The sequence below is a fragment of the Manganibacter manganicus genome (genome assembly GCF_002075885.1).
Lineage (GTDB): Bacteria > Pseudomonadota > Alphaproteobacteria > Rhizobiales > Rhizobiaceae > Mesorhizobium > Mesorhizobium manganicum.
Map to the genome: position 1 here is coordinate 23,065 of NZ_MDET01000026.1, position 15,995 is coordinate 39,059.

16 protein-coding genes and 5 pseudogenes are annotated in these 15,995 nt (G+C 61.8%); 14 read left to right on the forward strand and 7 right to left on the reverse strand.

All coding sequences use genetic code 11. The features are described 5' to 3' along the window. Window positions 1–22 precede the first annotated feature (22 nt). Both BFN67_RS16255 and BFN67_RS16260 read left to right on the forward strand, forming a co-directional pair. Window positions 23–1,108: an ABC transporter ATP-binding protein gene (locus BFN67_RS16255; protein ID WP_080920613.1), complete on the forward strand. Its 1,086-nt coding sequence runs from the start codon at window positions 23–25 to the stop codon at window positions 1,106–1,108. A gap of 69 nt (window positions 1,109–1,177) precedes the next feature. Beyond that, complete coding sequence (locus tag BFN67_RS16260; RefSeq protein WP_158083523.1) at window positions 1,178–2,071, forward strand: DUF4432 family protein; 894 nt, start codon at window positions 1,178–1,180, stop codon at window positions 2,069–2,071. Window positions 2,072–2,116: 45 nt separating this feature from the next. Here the strand turns inward: BFN67_RS16260 and BFN67_RS16265 are convergent. The 3 genes and pseudogenes from BFN67_RS16265 to BFN67_RS16275 form a co-directional block, all read right to left on the reverse strand. After that, window positions 2,117–2,517 (reverse strand): annotated as a pseudogene (locus BFN67_RS16265) (ISKra4 family transposase); the annotation flags it as partial. Window positions 2,518–2,596: 79 nt separating this feature from the next. Further along, window positions 2,597–3,097: a plasmid pRiA4b ORF-3 family protein gene (locus tag BFN67_RS16270; RefSeq protein WP_245295289.1), complete on the reverse strand. Its 501-nt coding sequence runs from the start codon at window positions 3,095–3,097 to the stop codon at window positions 2,597–2,599. Window positions 3,098–3,158: 61 nt separating this feature from the next. Next, the gene (locus tag BFN67_RS16275) at window positions 3,159–4,733 is read right to left on the reverse strand and encodes an ISL3 family transposase (RefSeq protein ID WP_080920629.1); all 1,575 of its coding nucleotides are present in this window, start codon (window positions 4,731–4,733) and stop codon (window positions 3,159–3,161) included. A 147-nt stretch (window positions 4,734–4,880) separates the two neighbouring features. On the opposite strand from BFN67_RS16275, the pseudogene BFN67_RS24900 reads away from it, so the two are divergent. Then, window positions 4,881–5,144, forward strand: a pseudogene (locus tag BFN67_RS24900) (hypothetical protein); the annotation flags it as partial. Between the two features lie 133 nt (window positions 5,145–5,277). Here BFN67_RS24900 and BFN67_RS16285 read toward each other — a convergent pair. Further along, complete coding sequence (locus BFN67_RS16285; RefSeq protein ID WP_080920617.1) at window positions 5,278–5,751, reverse strand: universal stress protein; 474 nt, start codon at window positions 5,749–5,751, stop codon at window positions 5,278–5,280. Window positions 5,752–5,824: 73 nt separating this feature from the next. On the opposite strand from BFN67_RS16285, the gene BFN67_RS16290 reads away from it, so the two are divergent. The 8 genes and pseudogenes from BFN67_RS16290 (at window position 5,825) to tnpC (ending at window position 12,775) form a co-directional block, all read left to right on the forward strand. Continuing rightward, window positions 5,825–6,250, forward strand: a complete 426-nt coding sequence (locus BFN67_RS16290) for a MarR family winged helix-turn-helix transcriptional regulator (protein ID WP_080920618.1) — start codon at window positions 5,825–5,827, stop codon at window positions 6,248–6,250. 121 nt (window positions 6,251–6,371) lie between these two features. Further along, complete coding sequence (locus BFN67_RS16295) at window positions 6,372–7,421, forward strand: HlyD family secretion protein (RefSeq protein WP_204842193.1); 1,050 nt, start codon at window positions 6,372–6,374, stop codon at window positions 7,419–7,421. Continuing rightward, on the forward strand, window positions 7,408–8,979 hold the full coding sequence (locus BFN67_RS16300; protein WP_080920620.1) for a DHA2 family efflux MFS transporter permease subunit: 1,572 nt from the start codon (window positions 7,408–7,410) through the stop codon (window positions 8,977–8,979). The genes BFN67_RS16295 and BFN67_RS16300 overlap by 14 nt, the downstream gene beginning before the upstream one ends. Before the next feature lie 176 nt (window positions 8,980–9,155). After that, the gene (locus tag BFN67_RS25240; protein ID WP_204842195.1) at window positions 9,156–9,518 is read left to right on the forward strand and encodes an NADPH-dependent FMN reductase; all 363 of its coding nucleotides are present in this window, start codon (window positions 9,156–9,158) and stop codon (window positions 9,516–9,518) included. 494 nt (window positions 9,519–10,012) lie between these two features. After that, window positions 10,013–10,268: pseudogene (locus BFN67_RS16310) on the forward strand (IS6 family transposase); the annotation flags it as partial. A gap of 58 nt (window positions 10,269–10,326) precedes the next feature. Then, entirely contained in the window at window positions 10,327–10,743 is a 417-nt protein-coding gene (tnpA, locus tag BFN67_RS16315) for an IS66-like element accessory protein TnpA (RefSeq protein ID WP_080920621.1), read from the forward strand. After that, window positions 10,740–11,084 carry an IS66 family insertion sequence element accessory protein TnpB gene (gene tnpB, locus BFN67_RS16320; protein ID WP_080920622.1) on the forward strand — a complete coding sequence of 115 codons (345 nt, stop codon included), beginning with the start codon at window positions 10,740–10,742 and terminating at the stop codon, window positions 11,082–11,084. Before tnpA ends, tnpB begins: the two co-directional genes overlap by 4 nt. Window positions 11,085–11,131: 47 nt before the next feature. After that, window positions 11,132–12,775: an IS66 family transposase gene (gene tnpC / locus BFN67_RS16325; protein WP_080920623.1), complete on the forward strand. Its 1,644-nt coding sequence runs from the start codon at window positions 11,132–11,134 to the stop codon at window positions 12,773–12,775. Here tnpC and BFN67_RS16330 read toward each other — a convergent pair. Continuing rightward, window positions 12,756–12,989 (reverse strand): DUF6429 family protein, encoded by a 234-nt coding sequence (locus tag BFN67_RS16330; RefSeq protein ID WP_080920624.1) that lies wholly within the window; start codon window positions 12,987–12,989, stop codon window positions 12,756–12,758. The two genes, tnpC and BFN67_RS16330, sit on opposite strands and share 20 nt — an antisense overlap. Window positions 12,990–13,042: 53 nt before the next feature. Here BFN67_RS16330 and BFN67_RS16335 point away from each other — a divergent pair. Further along, a pseudogene (locus tag BFN67_RS16335) lies at window positions 13,043–13,499 on the forward strand (IS6 family transposase); the annotation flags it as partial. A 356-nt stretch (window positions 13,500–13,855) separates the two neighbouring features. Here BFN67_RS16335 and BFN67_RS16340 read toward each other — a convergent pair. After that, window positions 13,856–14,500: a hypothetical protein gene (locus BFN67_RS16340; protein WP_139789219.1), complete on the reverse strand. Its 645-nt coding sequence runs from the start codon at window positions 14,498–14,500 to the stop codon at window positions 13,856–13,858. Between the two features lie 164 nt (window positions 14,501–14,664). Between BFN67_RS16340 and BFN67_RS16345 the strand changes: the two are divergent. Then, window positions 14,665–15,161 (forward strand): annotated as a pseudogene (locus BFN67_RS16345) (transposase); the annotation flags it as partial. 149 nt (window positions 15,162–15,310) lie between these two features. Here BFN67_RS16345 and BFN67_RS24380 read toward each other — a convergent pair. After that, the gene (locus BFN67_RS24380) at window positions 15,311–15,466 is read right to left on the reverse strand and encodes a hypothetical protein (protein WP_158083524.1); all 156 of its coding nucleotides are present in this window, start codon (window positions 15,464–15,466) and stop codon (window positions 15,311–15,313) included. Between the two features lie 262 nt (window positions 15,467–15,728). Here BFN67_RS24380 and BFN67_RS16350 point away from each other — a divergent pair, with 262 nt between their 5' ends. Further along, entirely contained in the window at window positions 15,729–15,875 is a 147-nt protein-coding gene (locus BFN67_RS16350; RefSeq protein WP_080920626.1) for a hypothetical protein, read from the forward strand. Window positions 15,876–15,995: the final 120 nt, after the last annotated feature.

Genomic DNA, 15,995 nt, shown 5'->3' on the forward strand with positions numbered 1-15,995 from the left:
CCAGCCGGCGCGGGAGACATTGATGGCCGACGTCACTATCCAGGGATTCCAGAAATTCTACGGCAGCGTCGAAGTCATTCCACCGCTCGACCTTGAGATCCGAACGGGCGAGTTCGTGGTGCTTGTGGGCCCGTCGGGAAGCGGCAAGTCGACGCTGCTGCGGATGATCGCCGGCCTGGAGAAGATCGACGCCGGAACCGTCTCGATCGACGGCGAGGACATCACCGGCCGCGATCCCGGCGACCGCGACATGGCGATGGTGTTCCAGTCCTATGCGCTCTATCCGCACATGACGGTTGCCGAGAACATGACTTTTGCGTTGCGAATGCGCGGCACAGGGGACGCGGTGATCCGGGAGCGCCTGACCGAGGCGCTGCGCATGCTCTCTCTTGAAGGCTACGAAAACAGAAAACCCGCGCAGCTTTCTGGCGGCCAGCGCCAGCGCGTCGCGATGGGGCGCGCTATCGTGCGCCAACCGCGTGTATTCCTGTTCGACGAGCCGCTGTCGAACCTTGACGCCAAACTGCGCGCCCGCACGCGGCTGGAGCTGCGTGAACTGCACGACCGGCTCGGCGCGACGTCGATCTTCGTCACGCACGATCAGATCGAGGCGATGACGATGGCCGATCGCATCGTATTGCTAGATCACGGACGCATCCAGCAGATCGGCTCGCCGCGCGAAATCTACGAGGAGCCACGCAACCGCTTCGTCGCGAGCTTCATCGGCTCGCCCGAGATCAACCTTCTGGAGGGCAGCCTCCATGTCGACGGCGACACGATAATCTTCAACGGTCTGACGTTGCCCGGAAGGAAAGCCGAGATGCCGACCGGCGGCGAATATACGCTTGGCATCCGACCGGAAGCCTTCGACGTCTCGGCCGAGCCGCTCGCCGGGACCGCGCCTCTCGCGATCCGCGCCGTCGAATACACTGGATCGGACGTCTTTGTCTTCGGAACCATCGATGCGGGACCGTTGACCGTCAAGCTGCCGGCCGAAGGTCATTCCCTGAGAGACGGCATCGGAGCCGGCACCATCATCCACGTCAGGCCGAGAGCCGAGGGATGGCATCTCTTCGATCGATCGGGCCAGCGCGTGGTGAAGACATAGAAGCCGGCATCAATGACAGCGAAACGGACGGCACCCACGGCGAAAGCGCTCCGCGCGCTTGTCGGTGATTTGAGGCAGATCGCCAGCGTCAAGCGGTTCGTCCTTTCGGACGGACCGGAAGCAGGCATCGAGACACTTGCCTTCTCAACTGGCGGCGGCCTCGATTTCTGGGTCACGGCGGGACGGGGGATGGACATCGCCACCCTGTCGTGGCGCGGCATTCAACTCGCATGGCAGAGCCCAGCGGGTTTTCGGATTCCGTCCGCCGGGGCCGGCGCAGGCGACAAGGCTTTCAACCGCGCCTTCGGGGGCTTTCTCAATACTTGTGGGTTCGAGCACATCCGCCAGCCGGCGGACGGGCATCCCCTGCATGGCTCGGCGCCTTTCACGCCGGCGCGCCTCAACGGCTACGGCGAGGACTGGAACACAGCCGAACCTCTCCTCTACTGCGAGGGCGAGTTCGTCGTGTGGACATTGGGCGGAGGCGGCCATCGCCTTCATCGCCGTATTGAGACCCCCATTGGCGGATCGACGCTCCGGATCGTCGATACAGTCGAGGTGATCGGACCAGATCCGGCACCGATCATGGCGCTTTATCACTTCAACCTGGGCTATCCGCTGCATCGGGAGGGCACCGAGATCAGCCTCGACGGTGTCGTGTTGACAGGCCCGCTGCCACGGCACGAGCCGGCCCCCGCGCAATCGACTCTGCACGTGGCTCCTCCTGGCCGAGTAGTCTGCCGCGTCGATGGCGGCGGGGCGACCGTCGCGTTCCGCTGGTCGACCGATACCTTGCCCTGGCTTCAGCTTTGGCGGGACTTGCGGCCCCGTTGCGGTGTGCTGTCTATCGAGCCCTGTTCTATTGCAAGGTCGGAAGACGGCAGGAACGAACCTGTCTCCTTCACCGAACCGGGACAGTCGCTTCGATTCGAGATTGAAGTGATTCTGGCTGATGTAGCCTGACAGTGCTGTGTCCCTATCGCATTGGCGTTGATGGGATGGACGCCCCAGAGAAGCCCACTTGGTTTCGAGATAGAGCAGTTCGGGTGCGACGTGTTCGGAAAAGAGCTCCGTCAGCGGACTGAAGGATTTGCCCTCGCCGGCAGTGCAAGCACAACGGTGCAGCCGCGGACTGGAAATCGGCACGTCGCTGAATGGCGTGCGGAAGCGATCACCGCGCGGCCTTGCTCCGCTGGGAACGGCCGCAATGTGAGCAGCATCGCCGTTCTGCGGCAAAGCTCGCTGCTTGCGCCGCGACCATATGTTCCTGCAGGCGGCCAGATCCTTGGCCTCGGCGAGCGACAGGCCGATTGCCTCAAGCCGATCATGGGGTTTGTCGAGACTCAGACCCCTTCCTCGCAAACGCAGCCGTCTGCCATGGCGATCCGCAGCTTGAGTTCAATCTTCATCGCCTGCCTTTCAATCCAATTTTGCAGAATGCTTGGGAGGGGAAAGGAGCCGTGCTTTCGGTTCCTCAGCGGCGATCATTCATATCAACCGTTGATGCATCAGCCGCCGGTGCTCTTCCTGGCGAAAGCTCTTGTTGACGTCCCGCCGAGAAGACCCGCAGGCGATAAACGGCGCGCGAGCGCGCGACCGGTCGATCGCGCACTCGACTGCATGGCGCGTATCTTCGTCATCGAGCATGGCGCGGTCGCCATTGAGAACAACCTGCTCGACAAACTCCGCCATGGTCGCCAGATCATTCATGGTGTCCAGGCCAAGGGCGTCGTCTCGCCGATCGAGATAACCGTCGGGGCCGCCGGAATCCTCCGGTGGGCAGGCGCCCGCGCCGCCGATGCAGACCGGATATCGCCCGCGTTCCTTGACCACTTCCCGATCTTCGACCCAGATTTCATGCTCCCACCAGTCGCCCATGTCATAGACGTAGGCGAACTTGGCGTTCTTGCGGAACCCGAAGCTGCCGAGCTTCTTGTCAGGCGGTTCGGTGCAGATCTCCGGCGAGCCGTAATGCGCGGCGACAAACAAGGGTTCTTCCGCATATTTGGTGCAGGGACTACTTTTTCGGGTGTCCCTTTGTCCGGTTGGGTCAAGCGGCTGCCAGCAGTCGGCTCCGGAGAAGTGGATAGGCGGCGCGCCCGTACATCTGGCGCTTGATCGTCTTGAGGCGGTTGATTTGGCCTTCAACCGGGCTCGTACTCCAGGGCTGGGTGATTGCCGCCCGGACAGCCTCAATGTCACGGCCGATGCCTGCTGCAAGGGAGGCCAGCTCACTGCCCGTGGCATCGGCGATCCATTGCTCGAGGCCGGCATCATCGTCGCCGCGTATCACTGCAGCAAAACGGCGGGCGAGTTCACCCGCGATCGAAAGCTCCGGCGCATTTTCATGGAGATGGTGAAGGAACCGCTTGGTCTGCTCATCGAGAGATGTCGGGTCTTCGCTCAGGAGCCATGCACAATTCCGGCGCGATGGCGGCCGCCACCGCGAATTTGGTGGAGTGGTCGATGACCGCTCCTTACGGGCGGCGGTCCACCTGTAGACGGTCGCCCTGCTGCCTTCAAAGCCACGGTGCTTGATTTCGGTCCACAGCTGCAGCCCGTTGTGCTGGCCTTCCTCCCAGCGCTTTTCGAGATAGTCTCGAAAAGGATCCATGAGGACGGAGCGCGAGGGCGGCCGCCGGTGCTCGGGCTCACCGCCCGCTGCAAGCCAGCGTTCGACAGTTCTCACGTTCATGCCAATCCGGGGCGCGATCTGTCGCGGCGATAGACCGGCCTCCCGCAACTGAAGGATTTCAGCATAGAACTCACTGCGCTGGTTGCGCCTCGACTGGCGCAGGCAATCAAGTTTCGAGGAAGTTTCTACCGGTGGTTCCGGCTCGGCTTCGGCGTTTCCGGCCATCTCGGACGCCATAGCCTTTCCGGCGGCGCTGACCGCCTTGCGATGACGACCGACGGCCAGACGCAACGCTTCGCCCAGGTTCTGGAGAAGATGCCAGCGGTCGGCGACCTGCGTTGCATCGGGAGCACCGCGACGGGCGCCCTCAGCATAGACGCCGGCACGATCGCGCGCGATAACCTCGATGCCAGGATGGCGTTCCAGCCATGATGCGACCGTGTCGGCATTTCGATCCGGCAATAGATCCAGCACGCGGTTGCGCTCCAGATCGCAGATGATCGTTCCGTAGCGCTGTCCTTTGCGCCAGGCCCAGTCGTCGATGCCAACCACCCGCGGCGCTTCCGGCGGCTCGAACCCGGCCGCGCGGATCATCCGCAACAGGGTGTCGCCGCTCACCGGCATGGCGAGCCTGTCCGACAGGCGCGAGCCCGGCTCGCCACCTACAGCGAAGCCGATCGCCAGCTGGCTTTCGCCGAGCCGAGCCGTGCGCCGGGCTTTCGGTTGAACCGTCTCAGGAAGCCTCTCGGTGAAGATCCGGCGCGGGCATTGTGAATTCGCGCATCGAAACCGTCGTGCGTGGAGCCGGATTTCGACAACCCGCCCCTGCCACGGCAGATCGGTCAACCGGCGCATGTAGTGACTGTGGACGCGGCGGGTTCGGCGGCCGCAACATGGACAGCACGTTTCCATCGCCTTCGGCCGAGCGACGAGCACCACCCTGTCAGCCTGCGGGAGAATTTGGACAATCGAAAGCTCGGGTGAAATCAGCGAGCGGAAGGCATGGAGCACGGGCAAATCACGGCGTCGACTGCGATTCCGACTCTATGAACTTATTCGCACCGTTCGTGAATCCCGCAACCTGCACCAAATATGCGGAAGAACCACAAATTGTCGCGCAGGTCTCATCCAGATCGCCGCGCTATAAGTGCCCGCGTGCGGCATGGAATGATCCAATTGGCCTGGCGCTTTCTCCTCTTCCAGAAGGACAGTGCGCTGGCCCAATGGTTCCAGGCGCGCACGGCCGACGGCCGCAAGCCCACGCGCAAGACGATGATCGTGGCGCTGGCGCGCAAGCTTGTGATCCCTCCATCTGCCTGCGGCGATGGCGTGCGCCAATCAGCCCGGCCCAGCCGGAAAGCGCCGCAGAAGGTTGTCGCTATGGACGTATCCACTCGATGATCGGCCATGCGGCGAAATCGCATCTGTGGTCAACTCCGAGGCTGGCTGGGGAGATCAGATTTTCTCAAGATCTTTGATTTGCTTATGCTCGATACGCATAGGATATGAGGCGCCGCAAGGTAGTGTTGGCTGCTTAGATCGAGCCTACCAAGCTATCTTTGATGGAATACTCGTCCGGGTCATCCAACTGCGCAATCAGCAGGCTGCATTGCAGTCTCTCGAGCAGATTTGCACCCACCGAACCGTGCCACCAGCGCGCGAGTTTGCTCTGATGACGGTGACCGACGACGACAAGGTCAGCGCCAATCTCTTCTGCCATTGCAGCGATCTGATGTGCCGGGTCACCCGTTTCGAGACATCCGGTCGGGCTGAACCCCATCTGCCTGAGGCGGCGCAGCCCTTCCTCCAGCACATCTTCGTAGACACCGCGCTCGTATTCCACAGCACCCGGCATGGCGCCTTCCGCCATGACGAGCCCGGTCGATACATTGACGACCGCGAGCAGAAAAACATTCGCTTCGCAAAGTCTGGCCAGCCGCGCCCCCTCACGAAGCGCGAACTGGCCCTCAACCGATCCGTCATAGGCGAGGAGAACGTTTTTATACATCGCGCTCCTACTGATTGTCAGGTTTCGCTGGTGGGATTAAGATAGCACCCTATCTGATAGGAAGCTATAAAAAATGGACATCGGCGAAGGCTTCGCAATCGAACTTGGGCGCATCAGCCGACGCTGGCGGACGCGTCTCGACGAGCGATTGAGGCAGATCGGCCTTACGCAGGCGCGCTGGATCGCCCTGCTTCAGCTGTCGAGAACCGGCCCCGTCGCTCAAGGGGAACTCGCCGAGCGGCTCGGTGTCGAAGGTCCTACCCTGGTGCGTGTCCTCGACAATCTCGAAAAGCAGGGTCTGGTGGAGCGCAGGCCGTGCGACGGCGACAAGCGCGTGAAGGAAATCCACCTCATGGACGCAGCACGACCGGTCATCGAGAAAATCGCGCGGATTTCAGCCGAACTGCGCGCAGAGTTGCTTGCCGATATTCCAGGCGAGGATCTGCGCGGGGCTCTTGCGGTGCTCAGAGAGATTGGCGAGCGGCTGGAGGGCATGTGAGTTGGACGACGTGGTCGAACCCGGAAAGGATGCGCAGGGCACCGCCGCGGTTGACCGCGTTCCGCCGCCGGCTGGCCGAAAGCCCGCACTTTTCCGGAAACGCGGAGTACGACTCGTCCTGGTGGCTGTCCTCGTCGTCGGCGCCGGCGCCGTAGCGGCGCGCTGGATCGTCGAACGATGGTCCCATGTTTCCATCGACGATTCCCGCATCGCCGCGAACCTCATCACTGTCAGCAGCGAAGTGAACGGGCGTGTGACCGCGGTTCCGGTCATAGCCGGGGATACGGTGAAAAAAGGCGAGCTTTTAGCGAGCATCGATCGCAAGCAGGTTCTCTTCGAACTCGATGCGCTCGATGCGCAAATCGCCGGCGTTGCCGCCCAACAGGAACAGTTGCGGAGCCAGCAGGACATGATCCGCAACCAGGTGGCGAAAAAGACCGATGCGGGGCAAAGCCAGATCAGGGCGGCCGAGGCGAACCACATGGCAAGCGAGGCGACGCTGCGAAACGCCAGCAGCAATTTTCAGCGCGCCAGCAGCCTCGCCAAGCGAAAGGTCGTTACCGAGCAGGACCTGGAGGCGGCAAGGGCCGCGCTCGAAACCGCCGAACAGCAGGAGCGCGTCACCGCCGCCGACATCGACACGGCGCGCGCCAATCTTGCGGTCACCGAATCCGATGCCGATCAGATCGGCGTTCTTGAAAAACAGATCGGCACGCTCGAAACCCAGAAATCGGCGCTCATTGCCGAACGGGAGCAGAAACGTGTCGACCTGTCTCATCGCGAGATACATGCCGGTTTCGACGGCGTCATCGACAGCGTCTTTGTCGATGACGGCGAGTATGTTTCGCCCGGGTCTCGCCTGCTCATCTATCACGACCCGAACGTCGTCTGGGTCGACGCCAACATCAAGGAAACAGACTTCGAGCGCGTGAAGCCCGGCGCGCGCGCCACGATCGAGGTCGATGCCTATCCGGACATGACTTTCAGCGGCAAGGTCGTGCGCACGGGCCAGGCGGCCACAAGCGAGTTCGCGTTGCTACCCAGTCCAAACCCGAGCGGCAATTTCACCAAGGTCACGCAGCGCCTTCCGATCCGCATCTCGATCGAGCAGCACGACGGTCTGCTGCGCCCCGGCATGATGGTGGAGGTCTCGATCGATGTCGTCGATTGACGATCTCTTCGCGCAATACGGGCCAGCCTACCGATGGCTGTCGACGGGCACCGTCATGGTGGCAGCCGTAGCGGTCGTGCTTTCGACGACGATCGTAAACGTCGCCATTCCAGACGTGATGGGAACCTTCGGCATCAGCCAGGTGCAGGCGCAATGGATCTCGACGGGCTTCCTTGCGGCGATGACCGCCACGATGCTGCTGACGGACTGGGCGGACAAGAATTTCGGGCTGCGCGCCTCGATGACGGCGGCGCTTGCGGTGTTCATGTGCGGCTCGATCCTGGGCGGCATCGCACCGAACGAAAACGTGCTGACAATCGCGCGGGTCATTCAGGGAGCGGCAGCCGGCCTCGTGCAGCCGCTTGCCATGGTCCTTCTCTTCCAGGTCTTCCCAAGGGACAGGAGAGGCGCCGCCATGGGCATCTATGGGATCGGCGTCGTGCTGGCGCCCGCGCTCGGTCCCTGGATCGGCGGCATTCTCATCGACAGCTTCAATTGGCACTACGTCTTCTTCCTCGGCGTGCCGTTCGCCATCATAGGGATCATCCTGTCCAACCTTTTTCTGCCGACGCGGGCACGAACCGGGCCGCGCGGGCGCTTCGACTGGACCGGGATGGCAATTCTGTGCGTGTTCCTCGCCATGCTCCTCAACGGCCTGACGAACGCCGAGCGCGAAGGCTGGACATCGGATTCGATCCTGCTGCAGTTCGCCATCGCGACGGCATCGGCCTGTCTTTTCGTCTGGTGGGAGAGGCATTCCCGAAAGCCGATGCTCGATCTCGAGCTCTTTGCACATCTCCCGTTCGCCGCCGCTTCGCTGGTGGCTTTCGTTCTTGGCGCGGGGCTTTACGGTTCGACCTACCTGGTCCCGCTTTTCGTCCAGACCATCCAGGGTTTCCCGCCGACGGAGGCCGGTCTCCTGCTTATGCCGTCCGGCGCGATCCTCGTCCTGATCTTTCCGATCGCCGGGAGACTGTCCGACAGGCTCCCTGCCGGGCTGCTTATCGGGGGCGGGATGTTCGTCTTCGCCTGGTCCGCCTACCTCACCAGCGCGGCCGACGTCGATACGACCTTCTGGACGTTCGCCTGGTGGACCGTGCTTTCGCGCATCGGGCTGGGCTTCGTCTTTCCCTCGCTCACGGCCGCGTCCGTCAGGGTGCTTCCGCAGGAGCTGGTAGGACAGGGATCCGGCGCGGTCAATTTCGTCCGACAGCTTGGCGGAGCGTTCGGCGTCAACCTGCTGGCCATTCTCGTCGAGCGCCGCGAGACCTTTCATGCGGGCGCGTTCACAGCGACGCAAACTGACGCCAATTCCACGACCATGGACCTACTGGCCAAGGTTGCCGGCATGATGAAGATCGCGGGGCTGCCCGATTTCCAGCAGGTGCCGGCCGCCACGCTCTATCTCGGCCGCTCGATTTCCATCCAGGCGCAGACCCTCGCCTTCCAGGATGGATTCCTCGTCGTCATGGCCGTCTTCCTGATCGCGCTGGTGCCGACATGGATGCTCCACCGGGCGCAAAAGAATATCGGCAAGCAGATCGCCAAGAGCAGCTAATATGACCTGCTTCGCCCGAACATCCGTCGAACCGAAAGCAAAACGATGCGTGATAGCAGTGTTCGTCGGCAGTTTCTGCCGGGAAGCATAAAACCGCGAACTGGCGAAAGCGCTCGAGCAACTGGGGGCGGAGCGGTTTTCGTTCCGTTACCGCAATCTCGATCTGCCGCTCTACAATGACGATCTCCAGGGCGATCCTGAAAGACCATATCGACGCATCGGAGGCGGTGCTCTTCGTGACGCCGGAGTACAACCGCTCGATCCCGTCGACCATAAAGAACGCGGTCGACTGGGCGTCGCGGCCTTGGGGTCAAAACGCCTTGGGCCGGCAAGCCGACAGGCATTGTCGGAACCTCACCTGGCAACATCGGCTCCGCGGCGCTCAATCGCATAATCATGCTCATTCTCGAAGCAATCGTCATGGGGCAGCCCGAGGTCTATCTCGTCTCGCGCGCCGGCCTGATCGAGGACGACGGCACGGTCCCGGAGATGCCACACGCGCATTCGCCAGGAGCTATCTCGATCGCCTCGCAACCTAGATCGACCTTATGCCGAAGCGCGAACGTTAGTCACTGCATCAAACAACCAGCCGAACCGTCGACGCAACAATGCCGTCGACTAGTCAAAACTGATCCTTCACATGGGCCGCCCGAGATAACCCGTGAGGGGCCGACCGGAATCGATCAAGCATCGAGGCCTATGTCACCCTTGACCCTCTCACCCAACGACTATCGCCGTCTTGCCAAGGGACGGCGGGCGCGCCGAGCCTGCCGTCGCGCCGAGCCCTACCGCTGCGCCGGCCCACTGGCCGTTCAGCTCGTTTTGTTTCCGAGTGCGCGGTTAGTTAGGCGAGCGAGGTACGTACGTAGAGGGTCGTGTCCCACCGCCGCCGGACATGGCGGATCGTTACTGAAAGCGGCCGACGCAACTACGGCGGTACTGGCGAAAAATTGCCGGCTGCATTGCGTCGGAGATGGTGGGCAGGGGCTGTCACGTTTGTTTTGCGTAAACGGATTGGCGCTAGGCACCAGGCATGTCCGAAGCTGCCGCCCGCTACAAGAACCATCGCTTTCCGACCGAGATCATCGCTCACGCTGTCTGGCTCTATTACCGCTTTCCGTTGAGCCTGCGTCATGTCGAGGAGATGCTGCTGCGCGCGGGATCACCGTTTCCTACGAGACGATCCGTCGCTGGGCCGAAAGCATGGACCCGACTATGCCGGTCGCATCCGCCGCAAGCCGGCGTCCAAGGATGACATCTGGCACCTCGATGAAGTTGCGGTGAGCATCGTAAGCGTCCGAGTTGGGCCGCCTTGATGGGCTGCTGTGAATCTGTCGGATTGTCCTTATGGACAGGGATAAGGACAATTTTCGGACAGTGAGCCGCCTTGAGATCGTTGGCACGGGCCGGCGGCGTCGGTTCACCGACGAGGCGAAGCTCCGGATCGTTGAAGAAGGCTTTTCCGGTGATGGCCGCCAGGTGTCGGCGACAGCGCTGAAGCACGATGTCTCGCGCTCGCAACTGTATCGCTGGCGGCAGTTGTTGCGGGAAGGCCGGCTTGGCGGGGTTCGGGTTGAGGGCTTCGTGCCTGCGGTGATCACGCCGGACGATCCGACGCGCATGTCGGCTCCGTTGAATCGGGTAGCAGCGGGTGGCGGACTAATGGAGGTCGTGAGCGCAAACGGCCGGCGCGTCATTGTCGACCGCGATGTTGACGTCGATGCGCTGCTGCGGATTCTGCGCGGCCTGGAGACGCTGCGATGATCCCGATCCCGGCAGGCGTTCGGGTGTGGCTGGCGACGGGCTATACCGACATGCGCCGTGGCTTTCCGTCGTTGGCGTTGCAGGTGCAGGAGGTGCTGAAGCATGACCCGCTGGGAGGCCATCTGTTCTGCTTCAGGGGTAAGCGCGGCGATCTGATAAAATTGATCTGGCATGATGGCCAGGGGGCCTGCCTGTTCACAAAAAGATTGGAACGCGGGAAGTTCATCTGGCCTTCCGCCGAAGGCGGTGCGGTGGCGATCTCGCCGGCACAACTCTCTTATCTCCTGTCCGGAATCGACTGGCGAGCGCCGCAGGAAACCTGGCGACCGACACGGGTTTGACGGGATTTATGCATTGAGATTGTTGGGAAATCTGATTCAATGGCGGCATGACGTTGCCGCCGCTTTCCCTGCCGTCGGACCTTGCCAGCGCCCATGCGGCGCTGCTGGCCGAACGCGCGGCGCGGATCGAGGCTGAAGCGGAAGCGGCCAACGCGAAGGCGCGGCTGTCGAGTACCGAGGCTCTGATCGCGCATTTGCAGTTGCTGATCGGAAAGCTGGAGCGCGAGAAGCACGGGCCGCGCCGCGAGCGCACGCAGCGGCTGATCGACCAGTTGGAATTGCAGCTCGAGGAACTCGTGGCGTCGGCCGCCGAGGACGAAATGGCGGCCGAAGATGCCGCGGCCAAAACGCAGACTGTGCGCGCCTTCACGCGCAAGCGGCCGGTGCGCAAGCCATGGCCGGAGAATATCGAGCGTGAGCGCATCGTCATCGAAGCGCCGACGACATGCTCCTGTTGCGGCGGATCGCGGCTGTCGAAGCTGGGCGAGGATGTCACCGAGACGCTGGAAGAGATCCCGCGCCGCTTCAAGGTTATCGAGACGGTGCGCGAGAAGTTCGCCTGCCGCGACTGCGAGGCGATCAGCCAGGCTCCCGCGCCATTCCATGCCACGCCGCGCGGCTTCCTTGGCCCCAATCTGCTGGCGACGGTTATGTTCGATAAGTTCGGGCAGCATATGCCGCTGAACCGCCAGAGTACGCGGTTCAAATGCGAAGGTATCGATCTGTCGACCCAGACGCTGGCCGACCAGGTCGGCCATGTCACCTTCGCCGTCAAGCCTCTCTTCGACATGATAGAGGCGCATGTGTTCCAGGCCGAACGGCTGCATGGCGACGATACGACGATCCCGATCCTGGCAAAGGGCAAATGCACGACGGGACGCATATGGGTTTACGTGCGGGACGATCAGCCGTTTGCAGGGGCCGCCCCTCCGGCCGCGGTGTTCTACGCCTCCCGGGATCGGCGCGGTGAGCACCCGCAGAGACACCTTGCCGACTTTAGCGGCATCCTTCAGGCTGATTGTTACAACGGCTTCAATCCGCTGTTCGACCGGACGAAGAGGCAGATGCCGGCGACACCCGCCTTCTGCTTCGCCCACGCGCGCCGGAAGTTCTTCGAACTGGCCGATGTCGCGCGCAATGCCCGGCGCGGCAAAGGAGCGAGGCCGGTCTCGCCGATTGCTCTGGAAGCCGTGAAGCGCATCGATGCCCTGTTCGCCATAGAGCGCGACATCAACGGCCTGGGCGCGGCCGAGCGGCTTGCCGTCCGGCAGGAAAAGAGCAAGCCACTGCTGAGCGATATGGAAGAATGGCTGAGAGCCGAGCGGGCCAGCCTCTCGCGCTCATCGTCGGTGAGAGAGCCCATGGACTACATGCTGTCGCGCTGGGCTGACTTCGCTCGCTATGTGAACGACGGCAGGATCTGCATGACGAACAACGCTGCGGAAAGAGCGTTGCGTGGTGTAGCTTGCGGCAGAAAGGCGTGGCTGTTCGCCGGTTCGGATCGTGGCGCTGACCGGGCCGCCGTCATGCTCACCCTCATCACGACCGCGCGGCTGAATGACATCGATCCCAAGGCCTGGCTCGCCGATGTCCTTGCACGCATCGCCGACCTTCCGGCCTCCCGCCTGCATGAATTGCTGCCGTGGCGGTGGAAGGAGCAAATGACGACAGCTATCGCGGCGGCCGCGTAAACAGGGACCGAAACAGCTTCTCCGACCGCTCCAGGCCCTCATCCGTCAGGACCAACGACTTCGACTTGTTCACCGGATCGCCGATCATTCCTTTTTTGTGGAGCCGATCTGTCGTTGCCCAGTCGAAACCCTTCCAGGCGTAGCGCTCGTCATGAAGCGTGATCCACAATAGCGCCAGCACGGCATCGTCGATCTTGTCTTCATCGATATCCATGTCCTGACGCTACCACGCGCGGCCACCGAAATCCTGCGGCCCTCGTCGGAGGCGTACTGAGCATCAATGGCAGGCGATGCTGGTTGTGGCGCGCCGTCGACCAGGACGGCTACGTGCTCGACGAGATCGTCCAGACCCGCCGCAACACCAAGGCTGCGCGGCGCTTGCTGACCCGGTTGTTGAAGAAGCAGGGTGGCGCTCCGAAGCGCATGATCACGGACAAGCTGCGCTCCTACGGTGCCGCGACGCCAGGTGATGGCGAATGTCGAGCACCGATCGCACAAGGGCCTTAACAACCGGGCGGAGAATTCTCATGTGCCGTTTCGCAAACGCGAACGCGTACTTCAGGGCTTCCGATCGATCGGCGGCCTGCAACATTTCGTGTCGGTCTTTTCAGCGGTCCGCCATCTCTTCGTTCCGTCCCATACAAACCGCTCCGCTTCCCAACTCCGAAATCATCGTCTTCAAGCCATCGCCCAATGGAAAGCTGTGGCCCTGCAGATTGCCTGAAAAACGCGCCCAGCGCTTCCGCATGCCTACCGGTCAAACAATGTGACAGGCCCCGCAATTCGTTTTCCGAGGCATCAGCCAACCGGTTTCGCTCCGATGCCGGAAACGTAGTCGCGCAGCCGACAACGGTGCTCGCCAATCTAGGCATCAGCATCACGCGATCCTTCGTGCCCTTATGCTACCGACGGTCAAGACACACGTCTTTGACCGCCTGCGCAATAGTGTGAGCGTGATGGCCAGCCGCGACAAAGGGTTGATTTATCTAAGAATGCTGACCTCAAACGCTGCCGGCGTATGTCTTGAATGGGTCGAGAGCGGGGTATTCCGTTGCGGGTACCAAATCTTAGGTTTTACCATTAGAAGCGATAACGCACTCCAACCGTATTCGCGTTGGAACCCTCTCCCATGTTTCCAAACGTACCACCGGCGCCGGATCTGTGGTGGAGCTGATAGACAAGTTCAACGTTGGGAGCTTGCCTTAGCCTGAAAGAAAGTTCCGCGCCGATGAAACCAAGGAACGATGCATCGCCGTCGTAATAGATTTCGCGTTCGCGTTCGATCTCGGTGGTGCTCGTAACGGCACTCAAACCGGCCGTCAGCGCCGGCGCAATCGCCAAATCCCCGATGACAAGGCCCTGGTGGCGAAGCCGCACCCCGGCCCAAAGTTCTCCGGATGTATCGTCGTCCTCGCCAAATCTCACGGCAGCCCCAGTCACACCGCCAAAAACGAAACCAGCGCCAATATCGGCGAGGTCGCGGCCGTAAGCAGCTCCGATTATGTAGTTGTTGGTATAGTCGGCGCGGAAGGCGTTGATCGTATTGCCGAAGGACCCGGACGCAAACACGCCACCAAAGACATAGATATCGTTCTTCGTCGGTTGACCGGCAGAGAACGGATCTTCAGTGGCAAAATAAATGAAGGGAGAACTGCTGTCGGCCAGGGCGGAAGTACCTGAAGCGGCCAGGACAATCGCAGCCAAGGCTGCTCGCATTCCGCTCATGGACAAGCTCCGAATCAGGCCGCCGATCAATCGTCAATTCCTCCGGTATTTCACGGGAAGAATCAAGGTGGTGCTGTCACGTTGTTTTTGCGTAAACGGATTGGCGCTAGGCACCAGGCATGTCCGAAGCTGCCGCCCGCTACAAGAACCATCGCTTTCCGACCGAAGCACGCGGCCTGATCCGGCAGCGCAATGAGATCGAAGCGCAGGCCGACGAGCTGTTGCGGCACAGCCGGGATTATCAACTCCTGCGACAAATCCCGGGCATCAGACCGATCAACGCATTGACCGTCATTGCCGAAGCCGGCGATCTTCGCCGTTTCGCTCATCACCTCTTGACACAGCAGTCAGGCCAATATCGAGGCCGGACCCGCCTTTCCAAATCGGCAATGCTCGGCTGCGCCGTAGCCTGTGGATCGCCGGGCAAGTCGCCATCCGCCAGCGGGAGAACGGCTTCCGTCATAAGTTCGAACGCTACATCGCGAGGGATCGCGACAATCCCGATCTGCGCCGCAAGGCAATGACCGCTACTACCGCCAAGATGGCGCGTGTCGTGCACGCCGCCGTCAAAGGTGTTTCCGACTACCGCCCTTCGTTGAAGGGCGGGTGCCAGGGGGAAGAACCTCTGTCAGCTAGAGCCGTGAGGGCACCGCTTCGATGACCCTGTAGATAATGTTCGGGTCTTCCGCCTGGATCAGAAGCTCGTGTTGAGGACGGTGAGGGCCGCCTTCGTGCGTACCCTGTGTCTGCTATGGACGAGACCTTTTCCCTTGCCGGCGGAAACCGCTCGGTTCGATGACTTGACCAACGTCACGCAGCAAGAGCACGCTGACGAACAGAGAGGCCTTGATTGCAGGCTCCGTTTCCTTCCGCGCTTAGGACATTGTCGCTGACGATCATTCTCGGCCTGCCGCGCTCGGCGATCAGCCGAGACAGCTCGCGGGCAATACGCATGAGTTCGGCCATTAGCGGCAGATCTCCGGGATTGACTGTAGATGCAGCTCCGAACGGAGAAATGTCATGGCGTCTCTGTTCCGGCAGCCGAAAGCTACAAAAAGGTTTCGCTCCATTCTGGGTGACACCGCTTGCGACTGGACGAGCGCTTGGCCTGTTGCCACCAGGTCCTACGTATGATTACCTTTAAGCGTTTTCAAACATCAGGAGGGCCCACGATGGCGGACAATTTCAAGACGGAGATGTGGTCCGTCTGAAGTCAGGAGGCCCCAACATGACTGTCGGCGATGCTACAGCTGCCTCGGGCTCCGTCTTGTGCCATTGGTTCAATCGTGAAGGCGAAACTTGGACCCCGCAACACGCCGGATACAAACGGGAACAACTGGAAATGGCGAACTTGGTTAGTCCCTCTCAGGCGTAACAAGCTTTCGCGCAAGCCGCGCCGCCGCAGGGGCGCCCAGCGCCGCTATCTATGCCCGGCGCCGGCGCCAATCTCCGCGATGAACTCGACGCCGGCAACATCGCGGCATCGGGCGCGCTT